Genomic DNA, 17,287 nt, shown 5'->3' with positions numbered 1-17,287 from the left:
TCCGCACAGGGTCCACGCATGGCCCGCGCATGGCCCGCGCCACAGTGTCCGCAACCCGCGCCGACTATGGTGTCGATGCGCACGATGCGAATCGAACGCGCGGGGGAGCACCGAGCAGGGGCACCAAGAACGTCGGCAAGGGGCGCGCAGTGTCGGACGAGGGGCGGCTGATCGCCGGCCGCTACCGGTTGATCGACCGGATCGGCCGCGGTGGCATGGGCACCGTGTGGCGCGCCGAGGACGAGGTCCTGAGCCGTCAGATCGCCCTGAAGCGGCTGCACGTCCAGCCGCACCTCACCGACGACGAGCTCGCCACCCTCTACGAACGCACCTGCCGCGAGGCGCGCAGCGCCGCCCGTATCGCCCACCCCAACGTGGTCGTCGTGCACGACGTCGTGGACGACGGGGGGCTGCCCTGCATCGTCATGGAGTACGTCCCCTCGACCACCCTCGGCGCGCTGCTCAAGGGCGGTGAGGTGCTGGCGCCCGCCGAGGCCGCGCGCGTCGGCCTCGGCATGATCGCCGCGCTGCGCGCCGCGCACGCCGCCGGGGTGCTGCACCGCGACGTCAAGCCCGGCAACGTACTGCTGGGCGCCGACGGCCGTGTCGTGCTCACCGACTTCGGCATCGCGATGACGAGCGGCACCTCCACGCTGACGAAGACCGGCGAGATCGTCGGGTCGATCGACTACATCTCGCCCGAGCGGATGAAGGGCCGCAACTCCGGCCCCGCCGCGGACCTCTGGGCGCTCGGCGCGACCCTGTACCAGTCGGTCGAGGGACGGCCCCCGTTCCGCAAGGACACGGCGGTGGAGACGGCGTACGCCATCGTCGTCGACCCGCTCGCCCCCATGAAGCGGGCCGGTTCCCTCGAACCCCTCATCGAGATGCTGCTGGCCAAGGACCCGGCGGAGCGGCCGTCGATGGAGGAGGCGGAGCGGGCGCTGCGGGTCGTGGCGTCGGAGGCTCCGACGCAGTCCCACGCCCAGTCCCCGTCGCAGCCGGACCGACAGTCGAAGCGGCAGCCGAAGCCTCGGCCCGCGCCGACGCGGTCCCTGCCCGCGCAGCCGTCCGCTCCGGCCCCCTCCGACAACGTTGGCGGCGGCCGCCGCAAGCGGCGCGTCCTCGTGCCGGGCCTGATCGCCGTGACGGTGGCGGGCGCGGCCGTGGCGGGCGGTCTGTACGTGGTGTCGCACCGGGACAGCGACACGGGCACGCACGCCGCCTCGGCGTCGTCGACACCCACGTCCACGTCCACGTCCGCGCCCGTCCCCGAGGGCTTCCACCTGGTCACGGACAAGACGCTCGGCGTCTCCTATCCCGTCCCGGACGGCTGGAAGCGCACCAAGGCGACCTCCGAACAGGTCAAGTACATCGACGAGACCGGCCTGGCGGAACTCACGATCGGCACGGTGGACCCCGCGGGCCCGAACCCCGAGTCGCACTTCAAGAACATCGAGGCGAACACCAAGCTCAACTACCCCGACGGGCGGTACCGAAAGATCCGTATGGAGCGGACCACGTTCCAGGACAAGGCCGCGGCGGTGTGGGAGTTCACCTTCAAGGGGAGGGTCCGCGTGTTCCGCGCCATCGACTTCGGCTTCGGGCAGGAGGGCGCCCGGGAGTACGACATCTACCTGTCGGCACCGGAAGCCCAATGGGACACGTACCGCCCCGTCTTCGACAAGGCCAAGGCGGGCTTCACCGTCGACTGACGTCCGCGTACGTACATCGTGTGGACGTACGTCTTCCCGCCGAGGCCGTCTTCCCGCCGAGGCCGTCAGCCGCCCGACGCCGCCGACGCCGGCCCCACGTGCCGCACCCTGATGTGCTTCTTGCCGAAGGCCTTGGCGATGACGGGCCTGGCCTTCGCGGGGTCGTCGACGCCCACGAACACGAAGCCCCGGACGTCCGGGCCGACTTCGCGCAGCTCGAACGTGCCGTCCCAGCGGTTCATGTCCGCGCTGATCCGGTCGGACAGGGCGGTGAGGTCCTTCTCGTTGATGTCGGTGTCGTGCAGCCGCACGGTCACCCCCTTCTCGGCGGCGCCGCAGACGTCCGCGTCGAACGCCTCGGAGGGGATGCGGTACACGTCCGTGGCCTGGTGGGCCTGGTCGACCGACAGGCCGGTGTAGACGGTCCGGTAGTGCTTCTCGGCCCGCTTCTCCACGTACGCCATCACCCGGTACAGCGGGGTGCCGTCCGGGTCCCCGTGCTTCGGCCCGGGCAGGCTGCCCACCGGCTGCTTTCCGACGCACACGGTCGGGGCCTTGGGCTTGGCCGGGTGCGCGGGCTTACTGGATCGCGTGTGGACGTCCGCGACGTTCTGGCCGCCGGTCTCGGTGCCGCACCCCTGAAGTGCGACGAGCGCGACGGCGCCCGCGATGGTGGCGACCGTGGCTGCCTTGCTTCGTCCGCGCATGGTGTCCCTCCCCGTTGGGCCGATCGGTACATCGGTACTGGGACGCGGATAGGGGCACATGCGTTCATGCCGGCGGGTAGGCAACCCCGAAGAGGCCGCGCCCCTCTTACCCACCAGCCGAACGCACACCGGTTACACACCAGTCGAACGAACCCGGGTACGACGCACGACGCACCGAGAGGACTGTCTGTTGGCCCGTCCGCTGTCCCGCCGCAGGTTCATGGTCTACACGCTGGCGGCGTCCACCCTGACCGTCGCGGCGCCGCTCGGCTGCGACGGATCGTCGGCGGAGGGCGTCGAGCCCACCGCGGCGGGCGTCCCCACACCGTCCGACGTCCTGGTGACCGGCGCCGACGAGGAGATGCTGGTCCTGGAGGTCACCGCGGCAAACAAGGTGGTCGTACGGCTGCCCCGCGTCGAGGTCGGCCAGGGCATCACGACCGCCGTCGCCATGATGATCGCCGAGGAACTGGACGCCCGGCTCGCCGACGTCGACATCCCGCTCGCCGAGGCCCGGACCAAGGGCAACCAGTACACCGGCGGCTCGAACTCGGTCAGTTCGCTGTACGGGCCCGCCCGCGAGCTGGCCGCCACCGCGCGCGCCAAGCTGGTGACGGCGGCCTCCAGACGGTGGCACCTCCCGCCCCGCCTGCTGCGCACCCGGGACACGATGGTGGTGGCGCCCGACGGGCGTACGGCCACCTTCGGGTCGCTGACCGAGGCCGCCGCCCGGATCCGCCACCCGGCCATTGCCGCCAAGCCCAAGCCGGCCTCCAAGCACCGGGTGATCGGGCAGCCGACGACCCGTATCGACGCGCGGGACATCGTCACGGGCCGGGCGAAGTACGCCGGGGACGTGTCGGCGGCCGGGGCGAAGCCGACCGTGGTGGCGCGGCCACCGACGCTCGGCGGGAAGGTCGTCTCGGTCGACGACCGGGCGGCCCGTGCCCTGCCGGGCGTCCACGCGGTCGTCAGGATCGCCGGTGGTGTCGCCGTGGTGGCGGAGACCTTCCACCACGCCTTCAAGGCCAGGGACGCCCTGCACATCACCTGGGCCCCGGGCCCGCTCGCCGCCCTGTCGGACTCCGCCATCCGGTCCCGGCTGCGGGCCGCCGTCCCGCCCCTCGGGACCCCGCTGCTCGGTACGACACAGGTGACGGGCGAGTTCGAGTTCGCCTTCGTCAGCCACGCCCCGATGGAGGTGCTGACCGCGGTGGCCGACGTACGCGCCGACCGCGCCGAGATCTGGTTCTCCTCCCAGACGCCGATGGACGCGCGCGACAGCATCGCCTCGGCGGTCGGCCTCGACGCGTCGAAGGTCCGGGTCCATGTCATGCGCGGCGGCGGCTCGTTCGGACGGCGACTCAACTACGAGGCCGCGATCGAGGCGGCCCGGATCTCCAAGGCCGCCCACCGGCCGGTCAAGCTGATGTGGAGCCGCAACGACGACATCCGGCACGGCAGGATGCGCCCGGCCAGCCACCACCGGATCCGGGCCAGCCACGCCGGCGGCAGGGTGGTGGCCTTCACCCACATGACGGCTTCGGTGAACGAGGCCTACGACGACTCCGGCGCCACCGTTCAGGGCGCGGTGGCGGGCGGACCGCTCCCCAGCGACAGCGGCCTGTACAACTTCGGGCGCGTTACCGGGGACTCGGGCGGGGTGGAGCTGGCGATGCCGCTGGGCGCCTGGCGTTCGGTGGACTCCGGGACGACGCGGACCGCGGAGGAGATCGTCGTCGACGAGATCGCGCGGAGCCTGGGCAAGGACCCGGTCGCGTTCCGCCGTACGACCCTGATGAGCAAGACCGTCAAGGCCGTACTCGACAAGGTCGCGACCGCCGGGAACTGGGGCCGGACCATGCCGGCCGGCCAGGCCCAGGGCGTGGCCGTCCACGAGGAGTACGGCTCCTGTGTGGCCGCTCTGGCCGAGATCGACGCCTCCGACCCGAAGAACCCCCGGGTGACCCGGGTGGTGATGGCGGCCGACGTCGGAACGGCCGTCAACCCGCGCGGCCTGGAGGCCCAGCTGATGGGCACCGCCGTCGACGGCATCTCCACCGTGCTCCAGGCCGGCCTCCACATCGACCGGGGCGCCGTCCGCGAGGGCAGCTTCGCCGACTTCCACTGGGCCCGCCAGCGGCACGCCCCGCTGCACTTCGAGGCGCACATCCTGCCGTCGCGGCGGGACCCCGGCGGGGCGGGCGAACTCGGCGTCCCGGCCGCGGCGGGCGCCGTGGCCAACGCCTACGCCCGCGCGACGGGCACCCGCCCCCGCCGCTTCCCCCTCAACTTCTGACCCATCCCTGAGACCTGCCGACCCCCTCCTGATCCTCTTCTCCCCCCTCCTGACCCCCTTCCGACCCCCTTCTGAGACGGACCTGGACTGCCGATGCCCTCCTACTCCTTCGTCGTCAACGGGAAGCCGGTCACCGTCGAAGCACCGGCCGACATGCCGCTGCTGTGGGTCCTGCGCGACCTGCTCGACGTCACGGGACCCAAGTACGGCTGCGGTGTCGGCGTCTGCCGTGCCTGCACCAGCCATCTCGACGGCGCGGAGGTCCAGCCCTGCGTCGTGCCGGTCGCGGACTGCGCGGGCCGCAAGGTCACCACCATCGAAGGCCTGGCCGACGGCGACACACTCCACCCGGTCCAGCAGGCCTGGCTGGACTGCGACGTCTCCCAGTGCGGCTTCTGCCAGCCCGGGCAGATCATGGCCGCGGCGGCGCTGCTCAAGAAGACGTCCAGCCCGACGGATGCCGACATCGACCGCATCGAGAACGTCTGCCGCTGCGGCACCTACTCCCGGATCCGCGAGGCGATCAAGAAGGCCGCCGCCCAGGACTGACGGGCGGCTGTCCGGCACCGCTCGGCGCGGTGTGCGGGTCCTCGGCCTTGTCGAGGAGGACCAGCGCGGCGTACTCGGGGGTGCCGGGTTCGGCGTAGTACGCGACGAGGCGGTGGCCGGACGTGCCGTCCAGCTGCATGCTCTGGTAGCCGAGGGTGAGGTCACCCACCGCGGGGTGGTGGAAGGTCTTGTGGCCGTGGGAGTGCCCCTGGACGTCGTAGCGCTCCCACAGGCGGGCGAAGTCCGGGCTCTTGAGCAGGAGCTCGTCGACGAGGTGGGCGAGGTCGGGGGCGTCCGGATCGGTGCCGGCCAGCGTGCGCAGCCGGGCGACGCAGCCGCGGATCTGGTTCTCCCAGTCGTCGAACAGCTCGCGGGCCGCGGGGTGCAGGAAGACGTACCGCACGATGTTGCGCTGCCGCACCGGCCAGTCCGCCAGGCCGGCCATCAGATGCAGCCCGCCGGGGTTGGTGGCGACCAGCTCCAGGGTGCGGCTGACCACGTGTGCGGGGTAGGGCCGCATGCCCTCCAGCAGCAGCCCGACGCCGGAATGCACGGAGCGGCTCGGGGCGGACGGCGCCTCCGACGTGCCGCGCGCGGCGCACGCGGCGAGGTCCCGCAGATGATCGCGCTCGCCGTCCTCCAACAGCAGGGCGACGGCGAGGGCGTCGACGACGGAGGGGCTGGGGTGGGTCTCCTTGCCGCGTTCCAGGCGTGTGTAGTAGTCGATGCTGACCCCGGCGAGCGTGGCCAGCTCCTCCCGGCGCAGCCCCGGCGTGCGGCGCAGCCCGACGCCCTCCGGAAGACCGACCTCGGCGGGCGTCACCCGGGCCCGGCGGGCGCGCAGAAACCGCCCCAGCTCGGTGCCCCCGCCCCCGCCACCGCCGCGCTGCTCACGTGCCATGCGATCCAGTGTGGCAGCCCTGTGACCTGCGGGACAGCAACGTGGGGGGCCCTGTCACACCCCCGAACACGACTTCTCGGGCACTGGGTGGCGCTTGCGGGGAACCCCCGGCGCTTGACCATCCGTTGACCAACGAACGGAACTCGTACGCGAGGTGCGGTGGAGCCCGCCGGTCAGGTGAGCCAGGTGAGCCGGGCAAGTCGGGTGAGCCAGGCGGGCTCGGTGAGCGTCAAGTGGCCTTTATGGGCAGCGAGTTCGCGGAAGTCCGCTTGCCCTGTCGTGCGGAGTACGGTGGGGAGCAACCGGGGCCGTGGTCCCAGACAGGAGCGCCTTCATGGCCGCCGTCCGTCAGCCCCCGCCCTCCCCGCTCGTGGCCCGACTGCGGCTGGCGCCGCACAGCCTCGTGCCGCGGCGCATCGACGGGGCATGGTGGCCCCGAACCCGCGATCTGCTCTCCGAAATCCCCTTGCTCATAGGCGCGTTGCCCAGCGGCTGGGGGCAGATCACCGGCGTCACCGTGCACACGGCGATGTGGTCGGCGTCGCCGGGGCGGATGCTGGTGGCCAACCACGTCGTACGACTGCGCAGGGAATCCGGATCCCGGGACCGCCACACCATCTGTCTGCTCAGCCCGGACCACGGGAGATGGGACCTGCTGGTCGTGCCCCCCGAGGTGGCCGCGGCCGACGCCGTGCCCTTGATGGCGGCCGCGGCGGCCGGCAGCCGCTGGCCACACCCGTAGGCGCCGACCGCCCGCACGGCCCGTGCCGCGGCCACTGTCAGGGCGGGCGGGTCATCCTGCCGGCAGCACCACGGTGGTCGGCGATCCCGCCGCGGTGGCCGGGCTTCCCGCGGCGGAGAGGGCGGACAGCACGTCCAGCAGCGGGCCGAGCTCGCCGCAACCGATCACCGGCTCGATCTACGGCCCACTGCCTCCACCCACACCTCGCTATACCGTCGCTGACCAGCACCTTTCGTCCGACAGTCGTGGCTGTCCCTGCCGTGGTGGCATGCGGCTGTCAGGGAAGGCGACGGGTCAGCTGGAGAAGTACAGGTACTTCCAGGGCCCGTACGTCGTCGTGTTCACGGTGTCGCCGGACGAGCTGTTGACGTAGGTCGACCGAATGCGCGCCTTGATGCCGGACTGCCCCGGCGCGTCCAGGGACACGGCCGACTTCCCGTCGGTGCCGAGCGCGAAGTACTGCGGGTCGTCGGAGTGCCAGCTGCCGCCCGAGTAGACCTGGAGGTCGAAGCGCTGCTTGCGGCCCTTGTAGTAGGTCATCGTGGTGGTGAGCAGCGGGTCGGTGCTCTTGTGGAACCAGTAGTAGTTCGTCGAGCCGATCATCGCCGTCTTGTAGTGCTTGGAGACGGCGGTGGAGATCTTGACCCTGGCGTACCCCGTGGACTTCACCGTCTTGGGCGCGTAGCGGGCGTCTCCCTTGAAGACGGCGGTGACGTCGGTGTCCCGCGTCATGTCCACCGTCACGGAGATGTTGCCGCTGGAGTCGACCGTGCCGGACTTCAGGAGCGTGTTGGGCTTGTCGGCGCCGTACGGGTTCGCCCAGAGCTCGACCGTGCGGTTCTTGTACGTCGAGCCGAGGTGCGCGGTGAAGGAGACGTCGGCGCTGTAGTCGTAGACCTTGCCGTTGTTGTTCAGGGTCAGCGTCGGCGCCGTACGGGAGACCGCGACCTTGTCGGAGGCGCTGACCGAGGTGTGCTCGGCGTCGCCCGCGTAGGAGACCCTGTAGGTGACCGTGCCGCCGGCCGGCGGGGTGTCGGTGAAGCTGTAGGAGCCGTCCGCCTTGACCGTGACGGGCGCGAGCGCCTTGCCGCTCGGGCTCTCCAGGTCGGTGCGGGTGACGTTCAGCGAGGTGCCGCTGGGCAGCGCGACCGTCGCCGACAGGTTCCCGGTGACGGTGAGCTGCTGGGCGCGTGTGGCGGTGGACGGCGCGTTCACCGTCAGGGTCGGGTTGTTCAGCGTCGGGTCGCTGAGCGCCTTGAGGGTGTAGCCGCCGGTCGTCGCCACGAGCGCGAAGAGCCGGGAGTTGTCCGGGGCCCACCGCAGGGTGGTCGGAGCGGTGGTCGCGCCGGTGTCGTAGGTGCGGACCGGCAGCGTCGCGTTCGGCTGGTAGACCGCCACCGTGTCGCCGTTGGACTGGGCGACCAGCCCGTTCGCGGCGATGTCGGCGCGCTGCCCGTCGGGGTAGGCGCCGTGGGCGGTGAACTTCCCGTCCGCGTAGGCGGCCCGCTCCTTGCCGTTGACCAGCACCTGCGAGGCGCCCGGCACGAGGTCGATGTCGCTGATGCCGCTGTTCAGCGAGTAGTCGCCGTTGTACCAGGCGTCCAGCTGAGGTGTGCCGCCGGAGACGTCGAGGACGGCCATCGAGTCCGTGGACAGACCGGTCTCGCCGACGGCCAGCAGGCCGGGCGAGGACGGGTCGGTGTCCAGGAGCGCCTGGCCCCAGACCCGGTTGGAGAACTGGCCGAGCTGCACCGCGCTGTCCGAGCCCGCCGGTTGCACCGTCGGATCGACCGACCCCAGGTTGCCGTCCCACTGGTCGCCGTAGCTGAACCACACCTTGCCGCCGGCGAAGGCGACATGGCGCGGGCCGTAGGTGGTGGCGACGGTGTAGCGGGCCAGGACGTCGAGGGTGGCGGCGTCGAGGGCCACGATCTCGTGGCTGCCCGACGCGGCCGCGTACAGGGTGGCGCCGTCGTCGGACAGCGCCAGATCGGTGACGTCGGTGATGCCGCTCACCGAGTCGACCAGGGTGCCGTCGTAGTCGGTGGCCAGGATCTTCCCGGCCTCGGCGTCGCCCACGAACACCCGCTTGAGGGCGCCGTCCGCGACGATGCCGCCGGGTGCGAGGACGGTGGCGGAGTCGGCGGAGGCGGATCCGGCCGCGACGACGCTCAGTACCGCCGAGCTGAAGAGGACCGCGAGCGCCGTCGCGGTCGAGATGCTGCGCGTACGCACAGTGTTGCTACCCCCACAAGGAGACCGGTGAATACCGGGAGTTGAGAGCGCCGCGCAGCGCCCGGACGTGACCGCGGAGATGGAGATGGAGATGGAGATGCGGTGACGCGCGGGGCGCGGCTGCTATGGGAGAAAGCCTATGACATGCCTGTGACAGGTGTGAAAGGTGTTTCCCATGGGTCTCCCATGGGCTTCCCAAGGGGAGCGAGCGGGGTCACCAGCCGGTGAACAGCAGGTGATTGAGGGTCAACGCGAGGATGGCCTGCGCCGCGAGCCACGCGCGCGGCCGGGGCAGGAACGCGCACGCCGAAAGCAGCCACATGGCGAACGGCAGCCAGATCCGTTCCGTCTCCGCCTTGCTCATGCCCGAGAGGTCGGCGGCGAGGAGGGCGAGCAGGGCGGCGAACACCAGCAGCGCCAGGCGGGGTTCGGCCGCGAGGACACCGGGGGTACGGAAGCCACCGCGGACGCCTGTGCGTACGGGGGCCGAGCCCGCCCGGCGCAGGCCCGCCACCGTCGCCGGGCCCACGATCAGGACCGTACAGGCGAGGTTGGCCCACACCCAGTAGCCGTACGGCCGGACACCGCCCGCCCCTTCGTAGTAGCGGGTGACCAGCAGCCGGTACGCCTCCCACCAGTCGAAGCCGAGGAGTGTGAACACCAGCGGTACGACGGCGAGTCCGGCGAGGACGTACGGAAGTGGGCGCAGCCGCCGGGAGCCGAGCAGCACAGCGGCCGCGGCGACCACCGCGAACAGTGTCAGCCCGTACGAGAGATACGCGGTGAGGCCGAAGAGCAGCCCTGAGGCGAGGCCGGCCGGCCGGGGCCGGTGTCCCGTGACCGCGAGGGCGAGGAACGCGACGGCCCAGGCGGCGACCGCGGCGAAGTAGCCGTCCGCGGAGGTGCCCATCCACACGGCGGCCGGGGCGAGGACGAGGAAGGGGGCGGCGCGGCGGGCGAGAGCCTCACCGGACAGCGTCCGTACGGTGACGAGGACCGCGACCGCCGCCGTCGCCCCGACGGTGATGCACCAGACGCCCGCCCATGCTCCGCCGCCCAGCCCGATCCGGTCGAGGAGGACGAAGGTGAGGGTGGCGGCGGGCGGATGTCCGGCGACGTGCGCGGGCCAGTGGTCGGGGGAGTGGATCAGGATGTGGTGGGTGAAGTCCCGCAGGGCGGCGGGGATGTCGTGGAAGCGGTTCACGGGGTGGATGACCTGGAGATACTCGTACTCGGTCGTCAGCCGCCGGGCGATCCCGCGCTGCCAGCCGTCCACCAGCGCGAGCGAGAACGTCCACGCCATGGCGGTGCCCCAGACGGCGGACAGCAGCGCGCGCCACGGCAGCCTGGCGGCGAGGAGCGGCCCGTACGCGACGACGGCGACGGCCACCACGAGCGCGGCCGGGGTGCCGGGACCGGCATGCGGCTCCCAGTGGGCGTACAGCGGTGGCCAGCCGACGTGCAGCGTGCCGTCACGGTGCTCGATCGCGGTGCCGGCCAGGACGGCGGCCGTGACGAGCAGGGCGGCGGCCAGCACGGCGGCCAGATCGCGCAGAAGGTCGCGGTTCACACCGGCACGCTAGGCCGCGCAACGCCCGTCGCAGCGGCCGACGGTGTGGACGTCAGGGTTTCGTCATGGTTCACGGACCCGTTCGGGGGGTGTCCCCGTCCTACGGTCGGGTCATGCCACGGTCTCCTTCCTCCCCCGCGTTCTGGCGCAGCCCGTTGCGCGGCCCCTGGTTCACCTCCGTGCTCGGCATCGTGCTGCTCGGCGGGATCACGGTGCTGTTCCTGACGGGTCTCGTGTCGTACGCCGCCTACAACCCGAACCTGTCGCCGGTGAACGACATGACCCCGGACAAGGGCCTGCTCGGCTTCTACCTCTTCTCCTGGCCGACCGATCCGCCCTGGCTGTACCGCCTCACGCAGGGCATCCACGTCACCCTCGGCATCACCCTGATCCCCGTACTGCTGGCCAAGCTGTGGTCGGTCGTGCCGAAGCTGTTCACGCTGCCGCCCGCCCGGTCGCTCGCCCACGCGCTGGAGCGGATCTCGCTGCTCCTGCTGGTCGGCGGCGCGCTGTTCGAGTTCGTCACGGGCGTGCTGAACGTCCAGCTCGACTACATCTTCCCCGGCTCCTTCTATCCGCTGCACTTCTACGGCGCCTGGGTGTTCATCGCCGCGTTCGTGGCGCACGCGGTGCTGCGCGTGCCGATGGCCGTACGCAATCTGCGCCATCTGAGGGACGAGGATCTGACGGACGGGGAACGGGAGTTGGTGTCACCGGACCCCGCCCCGCCCACCGTCTCGCGGCGCGGTGCCCTCGGCTTCGTCGGCGGCGGCTCGCTGCTCCTGTTCGCCACGACGGCGGGCCACAGCTTCGACGCGCCGATCAGGGAGACGGCCGTGCTGGCCCCGCACGGAGGCCCCGAACCGGGCTCCGGCCCCGCCGGATTCCAGATCAACAAGACGGCCGCCTCGCGTGGGATCAGCGCGACGGAGACGAGCGCGGAGGCATGGCGGCTGGTGGTGGAGGGAGGCGGTCGGACGGTCCGGCTGAGCCGCGCAGATCTGCTGCAACTCCCCCTGTACAGCGCCGCGTTGCCCATCGCCTGCGTGGAGGGCTGGTCGACCTCCGACCAGTGGTGGCGGGGGGTGCGGCTGCGGGACCTGGCGGCACTCGTCGGGTACGAGGGGGACGAAGAGGACACAGCGCCCGACGTACTGGTGGAGTCGCTCCAGCGGCACGGAGCGTTCCGCCGGGCCGCCCTGCGCTACAACCAGGTGCGCGACCCGCGCTCCCTCCTCGCCCTGTTCGTCAACGGCGAGGATCTGACCCCCGACCACGGCTACCCGGCGCGGATCATCGTTCCCGCGGCTCCCGGCGTGCTCAACACCAAATGGGTGGCCCGGATGACGTTCGGAGACCTGTGATGCGACTGATGCCACTGATGCGACGACCATTTGGGAAGCCCGCTCTGGGCAGTCCGTTCCAGATCCTGCTGCTCGTCTGCTCGTTCGCGCTCGCCGGGTACGCGGGGGTGCGGCTGCTCGCGGACGACTGGTTCGGGGTGGCGCTGTGGTTCGTGGGCCTGGCGGTGCTGCACGACCTGGTGCTGGTGCCGTTGTACGCGGGAGCGGACCGGGCCGTCACGCGGGGGCTGGACGCGGTCGGCCGCCGGGAGTGGACGGTCTACGTCCGGGTCCCGGCGGCGCTCTCCGCTCTCCTGCTGCTGATCTGGTTCCCGCTGATCAGCGGGCAGATGGCGGACCACTACCGGTCCGTCACCGGCCTCTCCGGGGACGGGTTCCTGGCCCGCTGGCTGCTGATCACGGCGGTCCTGTTCGGGGGTTCGGCGGCGCTTCTCCTGCTGCGGTCGCGCCGGTCGCTCCGGTTGCGCAGGGCGACGAAGGAGCGGCCGCCGGCCGCCCACTGACCGTCCGGGCGCCAGCCCGCGCGCTCCGCGTACCGCAGCAGGGCCGGGCTGCCGAGGCGGGCCCACGGGAAGGCCGGCCCGACGGCGCTCCGGGGATCGGCGGCCCGGACGATTCGCACGCTGACGCGTTCGTCGACGTCGACGTCCATGTCCGGGAGAGTCTCGGCGATCAACAGCCCGCCGGTGGCGAGGAGTTGGGACATCCGCCGCAGGAGGGCGGCCGGGTCACCGCCGATACCGACGTTGCCGTCGAGGAGGAGGGCGGTGCCCCAGCGGCCTTCCCCGGGGAGCGGCTCGAACACGGAGCGCCGCAGCGCCTGCCCGCCGAACCGCACGGTATGCGCGACGGCGGCTTCACTGACATCGATCCCGAGCGCGGTCCGCCCCCGGACCGCCAGCTCGGCGACAAGCCGCCCCGGCCCGCACCCCACATCGAGCACGGCCCCCTCACAACGCCCCAGCACCGCCAGATCCACCGCATCGGCCCGCGCGCACCAGCGCTCCACCTCCAGGGGCAGCAGCCAGCCGTCGGCCCGCCGGAGGAAGAGCGGTCCCCGGCCGGCGACCAGGGCGTCGGAGTAGGGATCCGCGGACCAAGGGGCGCCCACCAGCCCGTCGGGAGCGCCCACCAGTCTGTCGGGCGCGCCTACGAGCCCGTCCGGAGCGCCCACCAGCCCGTCCGGCGTTTGAGGACGAGGCCGTTCAGGCCGATCGGGGGTCCAGGGGGCGGAGCCCCTTGGCGGGGTCGAAGGGGCGGAGCCCCTGGGGATGGGACGGGTAGGGGCGGCGGGGGCGCTGCATCCATCAGCGGCTCCGCCGCGGGCCCGCTCGTCAGCGGCACGGGGCACACCGGGTGCCGTACTCACCGGTGGCTCACCGCCCGCACACGGGCGAGCTCGGCGGCGAACCGGCCGCCGCGCGGCGCGATCGCGGCGACGGCCTCCGCGTCGACGGCAGTGTCGACGTCCCGGAGGCAGGGAAGATCGCGCACGCGCAACCCGGCGGCGACCAGCCGCTCCCGCTGAACGGCCCCCGTCGCCGGCGTCGACATCGGCACGCCCCGCAACAGCGCGGGATCGGGATCGGCGAGCCCCAGCGCCCAGAAGCCGCCGTCCTCGGCCGGACCGAAGTACGCCTCGCAGTCCGCGAAGTCCACGGTGAGGAGCCGAGGCGTCACCTGCGGTGTGTCCATGCCGATCAGCAACGCGGGCCCGTCGCAGCCCGCGAAGGCGTCGGCCAGCCGCTCGTCGAGCCCTCCCGCACACTGCGGTACGACGTCGAAGCCGGGCGGCAGCCAGGGGCCCACCGCTCCGTCGAGCACGAGGACGCGGCGCCGCGCGGGCGTCGCCGCCACCGTGCGCAGGGTGTCCACGAGGGCCGCCTCGGCGAGCAGCGCGGCTTCCCGGGGCGTGAACGGCGGGGTGAGCCGGGTCTTCACCCGCCCCGGCAGCGGTTCCTTGGCGATGACGAGGAGAGTCGTCACTGTGCGGTTCCTCCCTGGGAAGGGGTGTGAGACGGCGGATGGGGAGGGGCGAGGGTGCCGGGGCCGGGAGCGGGCGGTTCGGCGAGCACGCGGCGCATGTCCCGTACCGCCTGCCAGGTGCCGTGCCAGGTGCCGGTGACCTTGGAGGCGCCGGTGCGCGGCAGATACGGCACGTCGTGCTCGGTGACGCGCCAGCCGGCGTCGGCGGCGCGGACGACCATCTGGAGCGGGTAGCCGCTGCGGCGGTCGGTGAGCCCGAGGCCGAGCAGCGGCTCGCGGCGGGCGGCCCGCAGCGGGCCGAGGTCGTGCAGGCGCAGGCCGGTCCGGCGCCGCAGCATCCGGGCCAGCGCGAGGTTGCCGGCCCGGGCGTGCGCGGGCCAGGCGCCCCGTCCCTGCGGGCGCCGCCGCCCGAGGACGAGGTCGGCCCGGCCGCCCCGCACCTCGCGGACGAAGGGCACGAGCCGGGACGGGTCCAGCGAGGCGTCGCAGTCGCAGAAGCACACGATGTCCGCGGTGGCGGCCAGCAGCCCGGCGTGGCAGGCGGCGCCGAACCCGCGCCGCGGCTCACTGACGACGGTCGCGCCGAGCCCGCGGGCCACGTCCGCCGAGCCGTCCGTGGAGCCGTTGTCCACGACCAGCGCGCGCCAGCCGGGCGGGATACGGGCGAGCACCCAGGGCAGGGCCTCGGCCTCGTTCAGACAGGGGAGGACCACGTCGACTTCCGGGACTTCCGGGGGTGGTGCGGGGAAGGTCGTCACGGCTTTCACCCTACGAACACGAAAGGGAGATATCGGACTTCAGGTCCTTACGAAACACGGACGTCGCGCCGGGAGCACGGCACGCGGCCGAGGCCGGTGGGAGGCTGGATTCATGCAGCAGCCGTACGAATCCGCAGGTGCCGGACCTCACGCATCCCCAGGTGCCGGGCCCGCCCCGACCCCGACCCCGACCCCGACCCCGAGCGGGAACGGGCGGGCGACGCGCGGGCACGGGGAGACGGCGCGCGTCCTCGTCGTGGACGACGACCCCACCGTCGCCGAGGTCGTCTCCGGCTACCTCGACCGCGCCGGGTACGTCGTGGACCGCGCCGCGGACGGCCCCGCCGCGCTCGCCCGGGCCACCGCGCACTGGCCGGACCTGGTGGTGCTGGACCTGATGCTGCCCGGGATGGACGGCCTTGAGGTGTGCCGCAGGCTGCGCGGCCGGGGGCCCGTGCCGGTCATCATGCTCACCGCGCGCGGCGACGAGGACGACCGGATCCTGGGCCTGGAGGTGGGCGCCGACGACTACGTCACGAAGCCGTTCAGCCCCCGCGAACTGGTGCTGCGCGTGGAGTCCGTACTGCGCCGGACCCGCCCCGTCACCGTCGCGCACCCCCTGCACACGGCCGGCCTCACCATCGACCCGGCGGCCCGCCGCGCGACCAAGAACGGTACGGAACTCGCCCTCACCGTCCGCGAGTTCGACCTCCTCGCCTTCTTCCTCCGCCATCCAGGCCGGGCGTACGGCCGCGAGGACCTGATGCGCGAGGTGTGGGGCTGGGACTTCGGCGACCTGTCGACGGTCACGGTCCATGTACGCCGACTGCGGGGCAAGGTCGAGGACGACCCGGCGCGCCCCCGCCTGATCCAGACGGTGTGGGGGGTGGGCTACCGCTTCGACGCCACGGCGGGATCCCGGGACGAATCGCTGAACGAATCGTTGAACGAATCCCCGGACGAATCGCCGGAGGGATCGCCGGACGAATCGCCGGAGGGATCGCCGGAGGGATCGCTGGAGGGATCGCTGGAGGGATCGCTGGACGGATCCCCGGACGCAGCCTCCGAAGGCCCCCCGGACGCCGCCCCCGACGGAGAGACCCGGTCACGGCCATGAACGACGTACTCCTCATGGCCCTGTTCGCCTTCCTCGGCGCCGCCGCGGCGGGGCTGCTCGGCGCGGGCGTGCTGCGGCTGATCCGGCGGCGCTCGCTGACCGCCTCGCTCGCCGTGGTCGCCGCCGTGGCCGTCACCGCGATGCTCGCGGGGACGCTGGCCGTGGCGTGGGCGATGTTCCTGTCCTCGCACGACCTGACCGTCGTCACGACCGTCGTCGCCATGGCGGCCGTCGTCTCCCTGGCCACGGCGCTGCTCCTCGGCCGTTGGGTGGTGGCCCGCAGCAGGGCGCTCACCCTTGCCGCCCGCTCCTTCGGCGACGGCGGCGACTTCGCGGCCCCCGACGGTCCGGCCACCGCCGAACTCGCCGCGCTGAGCCGGGAGTTGCAGGCCACCAGCGCGAAGCTCGCCGAGTCCCGCGACCGCGAACGCGCCCTGGAGACCTCGCGCCGCGAACTCGTCGCCTGGATCTCGCACGACCTGCGGACCCCGCTCGCCGGGCTGCGCGCGATGTCGGAAGCGCTGGAGGACGGTGTGGCCGCCGACCCGGACCGCTACCTCCGGCAGATCCGCACCGAGGTCGAACGGCTCAACGACATGGTCGGCGACCTCTTCGAACTCTCCCGCATTCACGCCGGATCACTCGCCCTGTCCCCCTCCCGCATCTCCGTCTACGACCTCGTCGGCGACGCCCTCGCGGGCGCGGACCCGCTCGCCCGCGAACACGGCGTACGGCTGGTCGGCGACCGCGTCGAACAGGTGCCGGTCGAGGTGGACGGCAAGGAGATGAGCCGCGTCCTGGGCAACCTCCTCGTCAACGCCATCCGCCGGACACCGGCCGACGGTACGGTCGCGGTCGCCGCCGAGCGGTCGGACGCGGGCGTCGTCCTGTCCGTGACCGACGGCTGCGGCGGCATCCCGGAGGAAGACCTCCCGCGCGTCTTCGACACCGGCTGGCGCGGCACCCATGCCCGCACCCCACCCGCCGGAGCGGGCCTCGGCCTCGCCATCGTCCGCGGCATCGTCGAGGCCCACCAGGGCCACGCCGCCGTCCACAACGTCCCTGGCGGCTGCCGCTTCGAGGTCACGCTGCCCATGGCGGAGGCGTAGCGCCCCTGGCGACCTGGGGTGTCTTCCGCCCCCGCCGCCCCTACCCGTCCCATCCTTCTGGGGCTCCGCCCCAGACCCCGTGGGCCGGTTCTTTGGCTGCGGGTGGGTGGGGGCCGGCCCAAAAGATTGCGCAGTTCCCCGCGCCCCTAAAAGACCCCGGGGCGGGCGGGGGATCGCGGGGCGAAGCCCCGCGCCTTCAGGGGCGCGGGGAACTGCGCGAGCAACCCCCACCGCC

14 protein-coding genes are annotated in these 17,287 nt (G+C 72.6%); 7 read left to right on the top strand and 7 right to left on the bottom strand.

All coding sequences use genetic code 11. The features are described from left to right. Positions 1–149: 149 nt before the first annotated feature. Positions 150–1,715: a serine/threonine-protein kinase gene (locus OIC96_RS23465; RefSeq protein ID WP_330305938.1), complete on the top strand. Its 1,566-nt coding sequence runs from the start codon at positions 150–152 to the stop codon at positions 1,713–1,715. Positions 1,716–1,780: 65 nt separating this feature from the next. Here the strand turns inward: OIC96_RS23465 and OIC96_RS23460 are convergent, their stop codons facing one another. Next, the gene (locus tag OIC96_RS23460) at positions 1,781–2,422 is read right to left on the bottom strand and encodes a hypothetical protein (protein WP_330305939.1); all 642 of its coding nucleotides are present in this window, start codon (positions 2,420–2,422) and stop codon (positions 1,781–1,783) included. 220 nt (positions 2,423–2,642) lie between these two features. Here OIC96_RS23460 and OIC96_RS23455 point away from each other — a divergent pair, with 220 nt between their 5' ends. Both OIC96_RS23455 and OIC96_RS23450 read left to right on the top strand, forming a co-directional pair. Next, positions 2,643–4,721: a xanthine dehydrogenase family protein molybdopterin-binding subunit gene (locus OIC96_RS23455; protein ID WP_330310203.1), complete on the top strand. Its 2,079-nt coding sequence runs from the start codon at positions 2,643–2,645 to the stop codon at positions 4,719–4,721. 93 nt (positions 4,722–4,814) lie between these two features. Then, entirely contained in the window at positions 4,815–5,270 is a 456-nt protein-coding gene (locus OIC96_RS23450; protein ID WP_330305940.1) for a (2Fe-2S)-binding protein, read from the top strand. Here OIC96_RS23450 and OIC96_RS23445 read toward each other — a convergent pair. Further along, entirely contained in the window at positions 5,245–6,171 is a 927-nt protein-coding gene (locus OIC96_RS23445) for a helix-turn-helix transcriptional regulator (protein WP_330305941.1), read from the bottom strand. The two genes, OIC96_RS23450 and OIC96_RS23445, sit on opposite strands and share 26 nt — an antisense overlap. A 334-nt stretch (positions 6,172–6,505) precedes the next feature. On the opposite strand from OIC96_RS23445, the gene OIC96_RS23440 reads away from it, so the two are divergent. Then, complete coding sequence (locus OIC96_RS23440; protein ID WP_330305942.1) at positions 6,506–6,913, top strand: DUF5994 family protein; 408 nt, start codon at positions 6,506–6,508, stop codon at positions 6,911–6,913. A gap of 294 nt (positions 6,914–7,207) precedes the next feature. Here OIC96_RS23440 and OIC96_RS23435 read toward each other — a convergent pair whose 3' ends face one another. Both OIC96_RS23435 and OIC96_RS23430 read right to left on the bottom strand, forming a co-directional pair. Beyond that, positions 7,208–9,148 carry a YncE family protein gene (locus OIC96_RS23435; RefSeq protein ID WP_330305943.1) on the bottom strand — a complete coding sequence of 647 codons (1,941 nt, stop codon included), beginning with the start codon at positions 9,146–9,148 and terminating at the stop codon, positions 7,208–7,210. A gap of 214 nt (positions 9,149–9,362) precedes the next feature. Next, positions 9,363–10,718: a hypothetical protein gene (locus OIC96_RS23430; RefSeq protein ID WP_330305944.1), complete on the bottom strand. Its 1,356-nt coding sequence runs from the start codon at positions 10,716–10,718 to the stop codon at positions 9,363–9,365. Positions 10,719–10,831: 113 nt separating this feature from the next. Between OIC96_RS23430 and OIC96_RS23425 the strand changes: the two genes are divergently transcribed. Continuing rightward, complete coding sequence (locus OIC96_RS23425; protein ID WP_330305945.1) at positions 10,832–12,082, top strand: molybdopterin-dependent oxidoreductase; 1,251 nt, start codon at positions 10,832–10,834, stop codon at positions 12,080–12,082. A 340-nt stretch (positions 12,083–12,422) separates the two neighbouring features. Here the strand turns inward: OIC96_RS23425 and OIC96_RS23420 are convergent, their stop codons facing one another. From OIC96_RS23420 to OIC96_RS23410, 3 genes are all read right to left on the bottom strand, one after another. Then, positions 12,423–13,217, bottom strand: coding sequence for a class I SAM-dependent methyltransferase (locus tag OIC96_RS23420; RefSeq protein ID WP_330310204.1), 795 nt, complete (start codon positions 13,215–13,217; stop codon positions 12,423–12,425). Between the two features lie 230 nt (positions 13,218–13,447). Continuing rightward, a complete protein-coding gene (locus tag OIC96_RS23415) occupies positions 13,448–14,068 on the bottom strand; it encodes a TIGR04282 family arsenosugar biosynthesis glycosyltransferase (protein ID WP_330305946.1) in 621 nt (206 codons plus the stop codon). Beyond that, the gene (locus tag OIC96_RS23410) at positions 14,065–14,835 is read right to left on the bottom strand and encodes a glycosyltransferase family 2 protein (RefSeq protein ID WP_330305947.1); all 771 of its coding nucleotides are present in this window, start codon (positions 14,833–14,835) and stop codon (positions 14,065–14,067) included. The genes OIC96_RS23415 and OIC96_RS23410 overlap by 4 nt, the downstream gene beginning before the upstream one ends. Positions 14,836–14,938: 103 nt before the next feature. Between OIC96_RS23410 and OIC96_RS23405 the strand changes: the two genes are divergently transcribed. Continuing rightward, entirely contained in the window at positions 14,939–15,943 is a 1,005-nt protein-coding gene (locus OIC96_RS23405) for a response regulator transcription factor (RefSeq protein ID WP_330305948.1), read from the top strand. Continuing rightward, positions 15,940–17,052, top strand: a complete 1,113-nt coding sequence (locus tag OIC96_RS23400; RefSeq protein WP_330305949.1) for a sensor histidine kinase — start codon at positions 15,940–15,942, stop codon at positions 17,050–17,052. Before OIC96_RS23405 ends, OIC96_RS23400 begins: the two co-directional genes overlap by 4 nt. Positions 17,053–17,287 lie beyond the last annotated feature (235 nt).

This window comes from Streptomyces sp. NBC_00775, assembly GCF_036347135.1.
Taxonomy (GTDB): Bacteria; Actinomycetota; Actinomycetes; order Streptomycetales; family Streptomycetaceae; genus Streptomyces; species Streptomyces lutosisoli.
Note: the sequence above shows the minus strand (reverse complement) of the source record. Positions and strands in the feature narration are given on the sequence as shown.

What these genes read in the sequence shown, in the direction of transcription:
- OIC96_RS23460 (WP_330305939.1), bottom strand. Translation starts at nt 2,422, where the DNA reads ATGCGCGGACGAAGCAAGGCAGCCACGGTCGCCACCATCGCGGGCGCC.
- OIC96_RS23440 (WP_330305942.1), top strand. Translation starts at nt 6,506, where the DNA reads ATGGCCGCCGTCCGTCAGCCCCCGCCCTCCCCGCTCGTGGCCCGACTG.
- OIC96_RS23400 (WP_330305949.1), top strand. Translation starts at nt 15,940, where the DNA reads ATGAACGACGTACTCCTCATGGCCCTGTTCGCCTTCCTCGGCGCCGCC.
- OIC96_RS23455 (WP_330310203.1), top strand. Translation starts at nt 2,643, where the DNA reads ATGGTCTACACGCTGGCGGCGTCCACCCTGACCGTCGCGGCGCCGCTC.
- OIC96_RS23450 (WP_330305940.1), top strand. Translation starts at nt 4,815, where the DNA reads ATGCCCTCCTACTCCTTCGTCGTCAACGGGAAGCCGGTCACCGTCGAA.
- OIC96_RS23445 (WP_330305941.1), bottom strand. Translation starts at nt 6,171, where the DNA reads ATGGCACGTGAGCAGCGCGGCGGTGGCGGGGGCGGGGGCACCGAGCTG.
- OIC96_RS23405 (WP_330305948.1), top strand. Translation starts at nt 14,939, where the DNA reads ATGCAGCAGCCGTACGAATCCGCAGGTGCCGGACCTCACGCATCCCCA.
- OIC96_RS23425 (WP_330305945.1), top strand. Translation starts at nt 10,832, where the DNA reads ATGCCACGGTCTCCTTCCTCCCCCGCGTTCTGGCGCAGCCCGTTGCGC.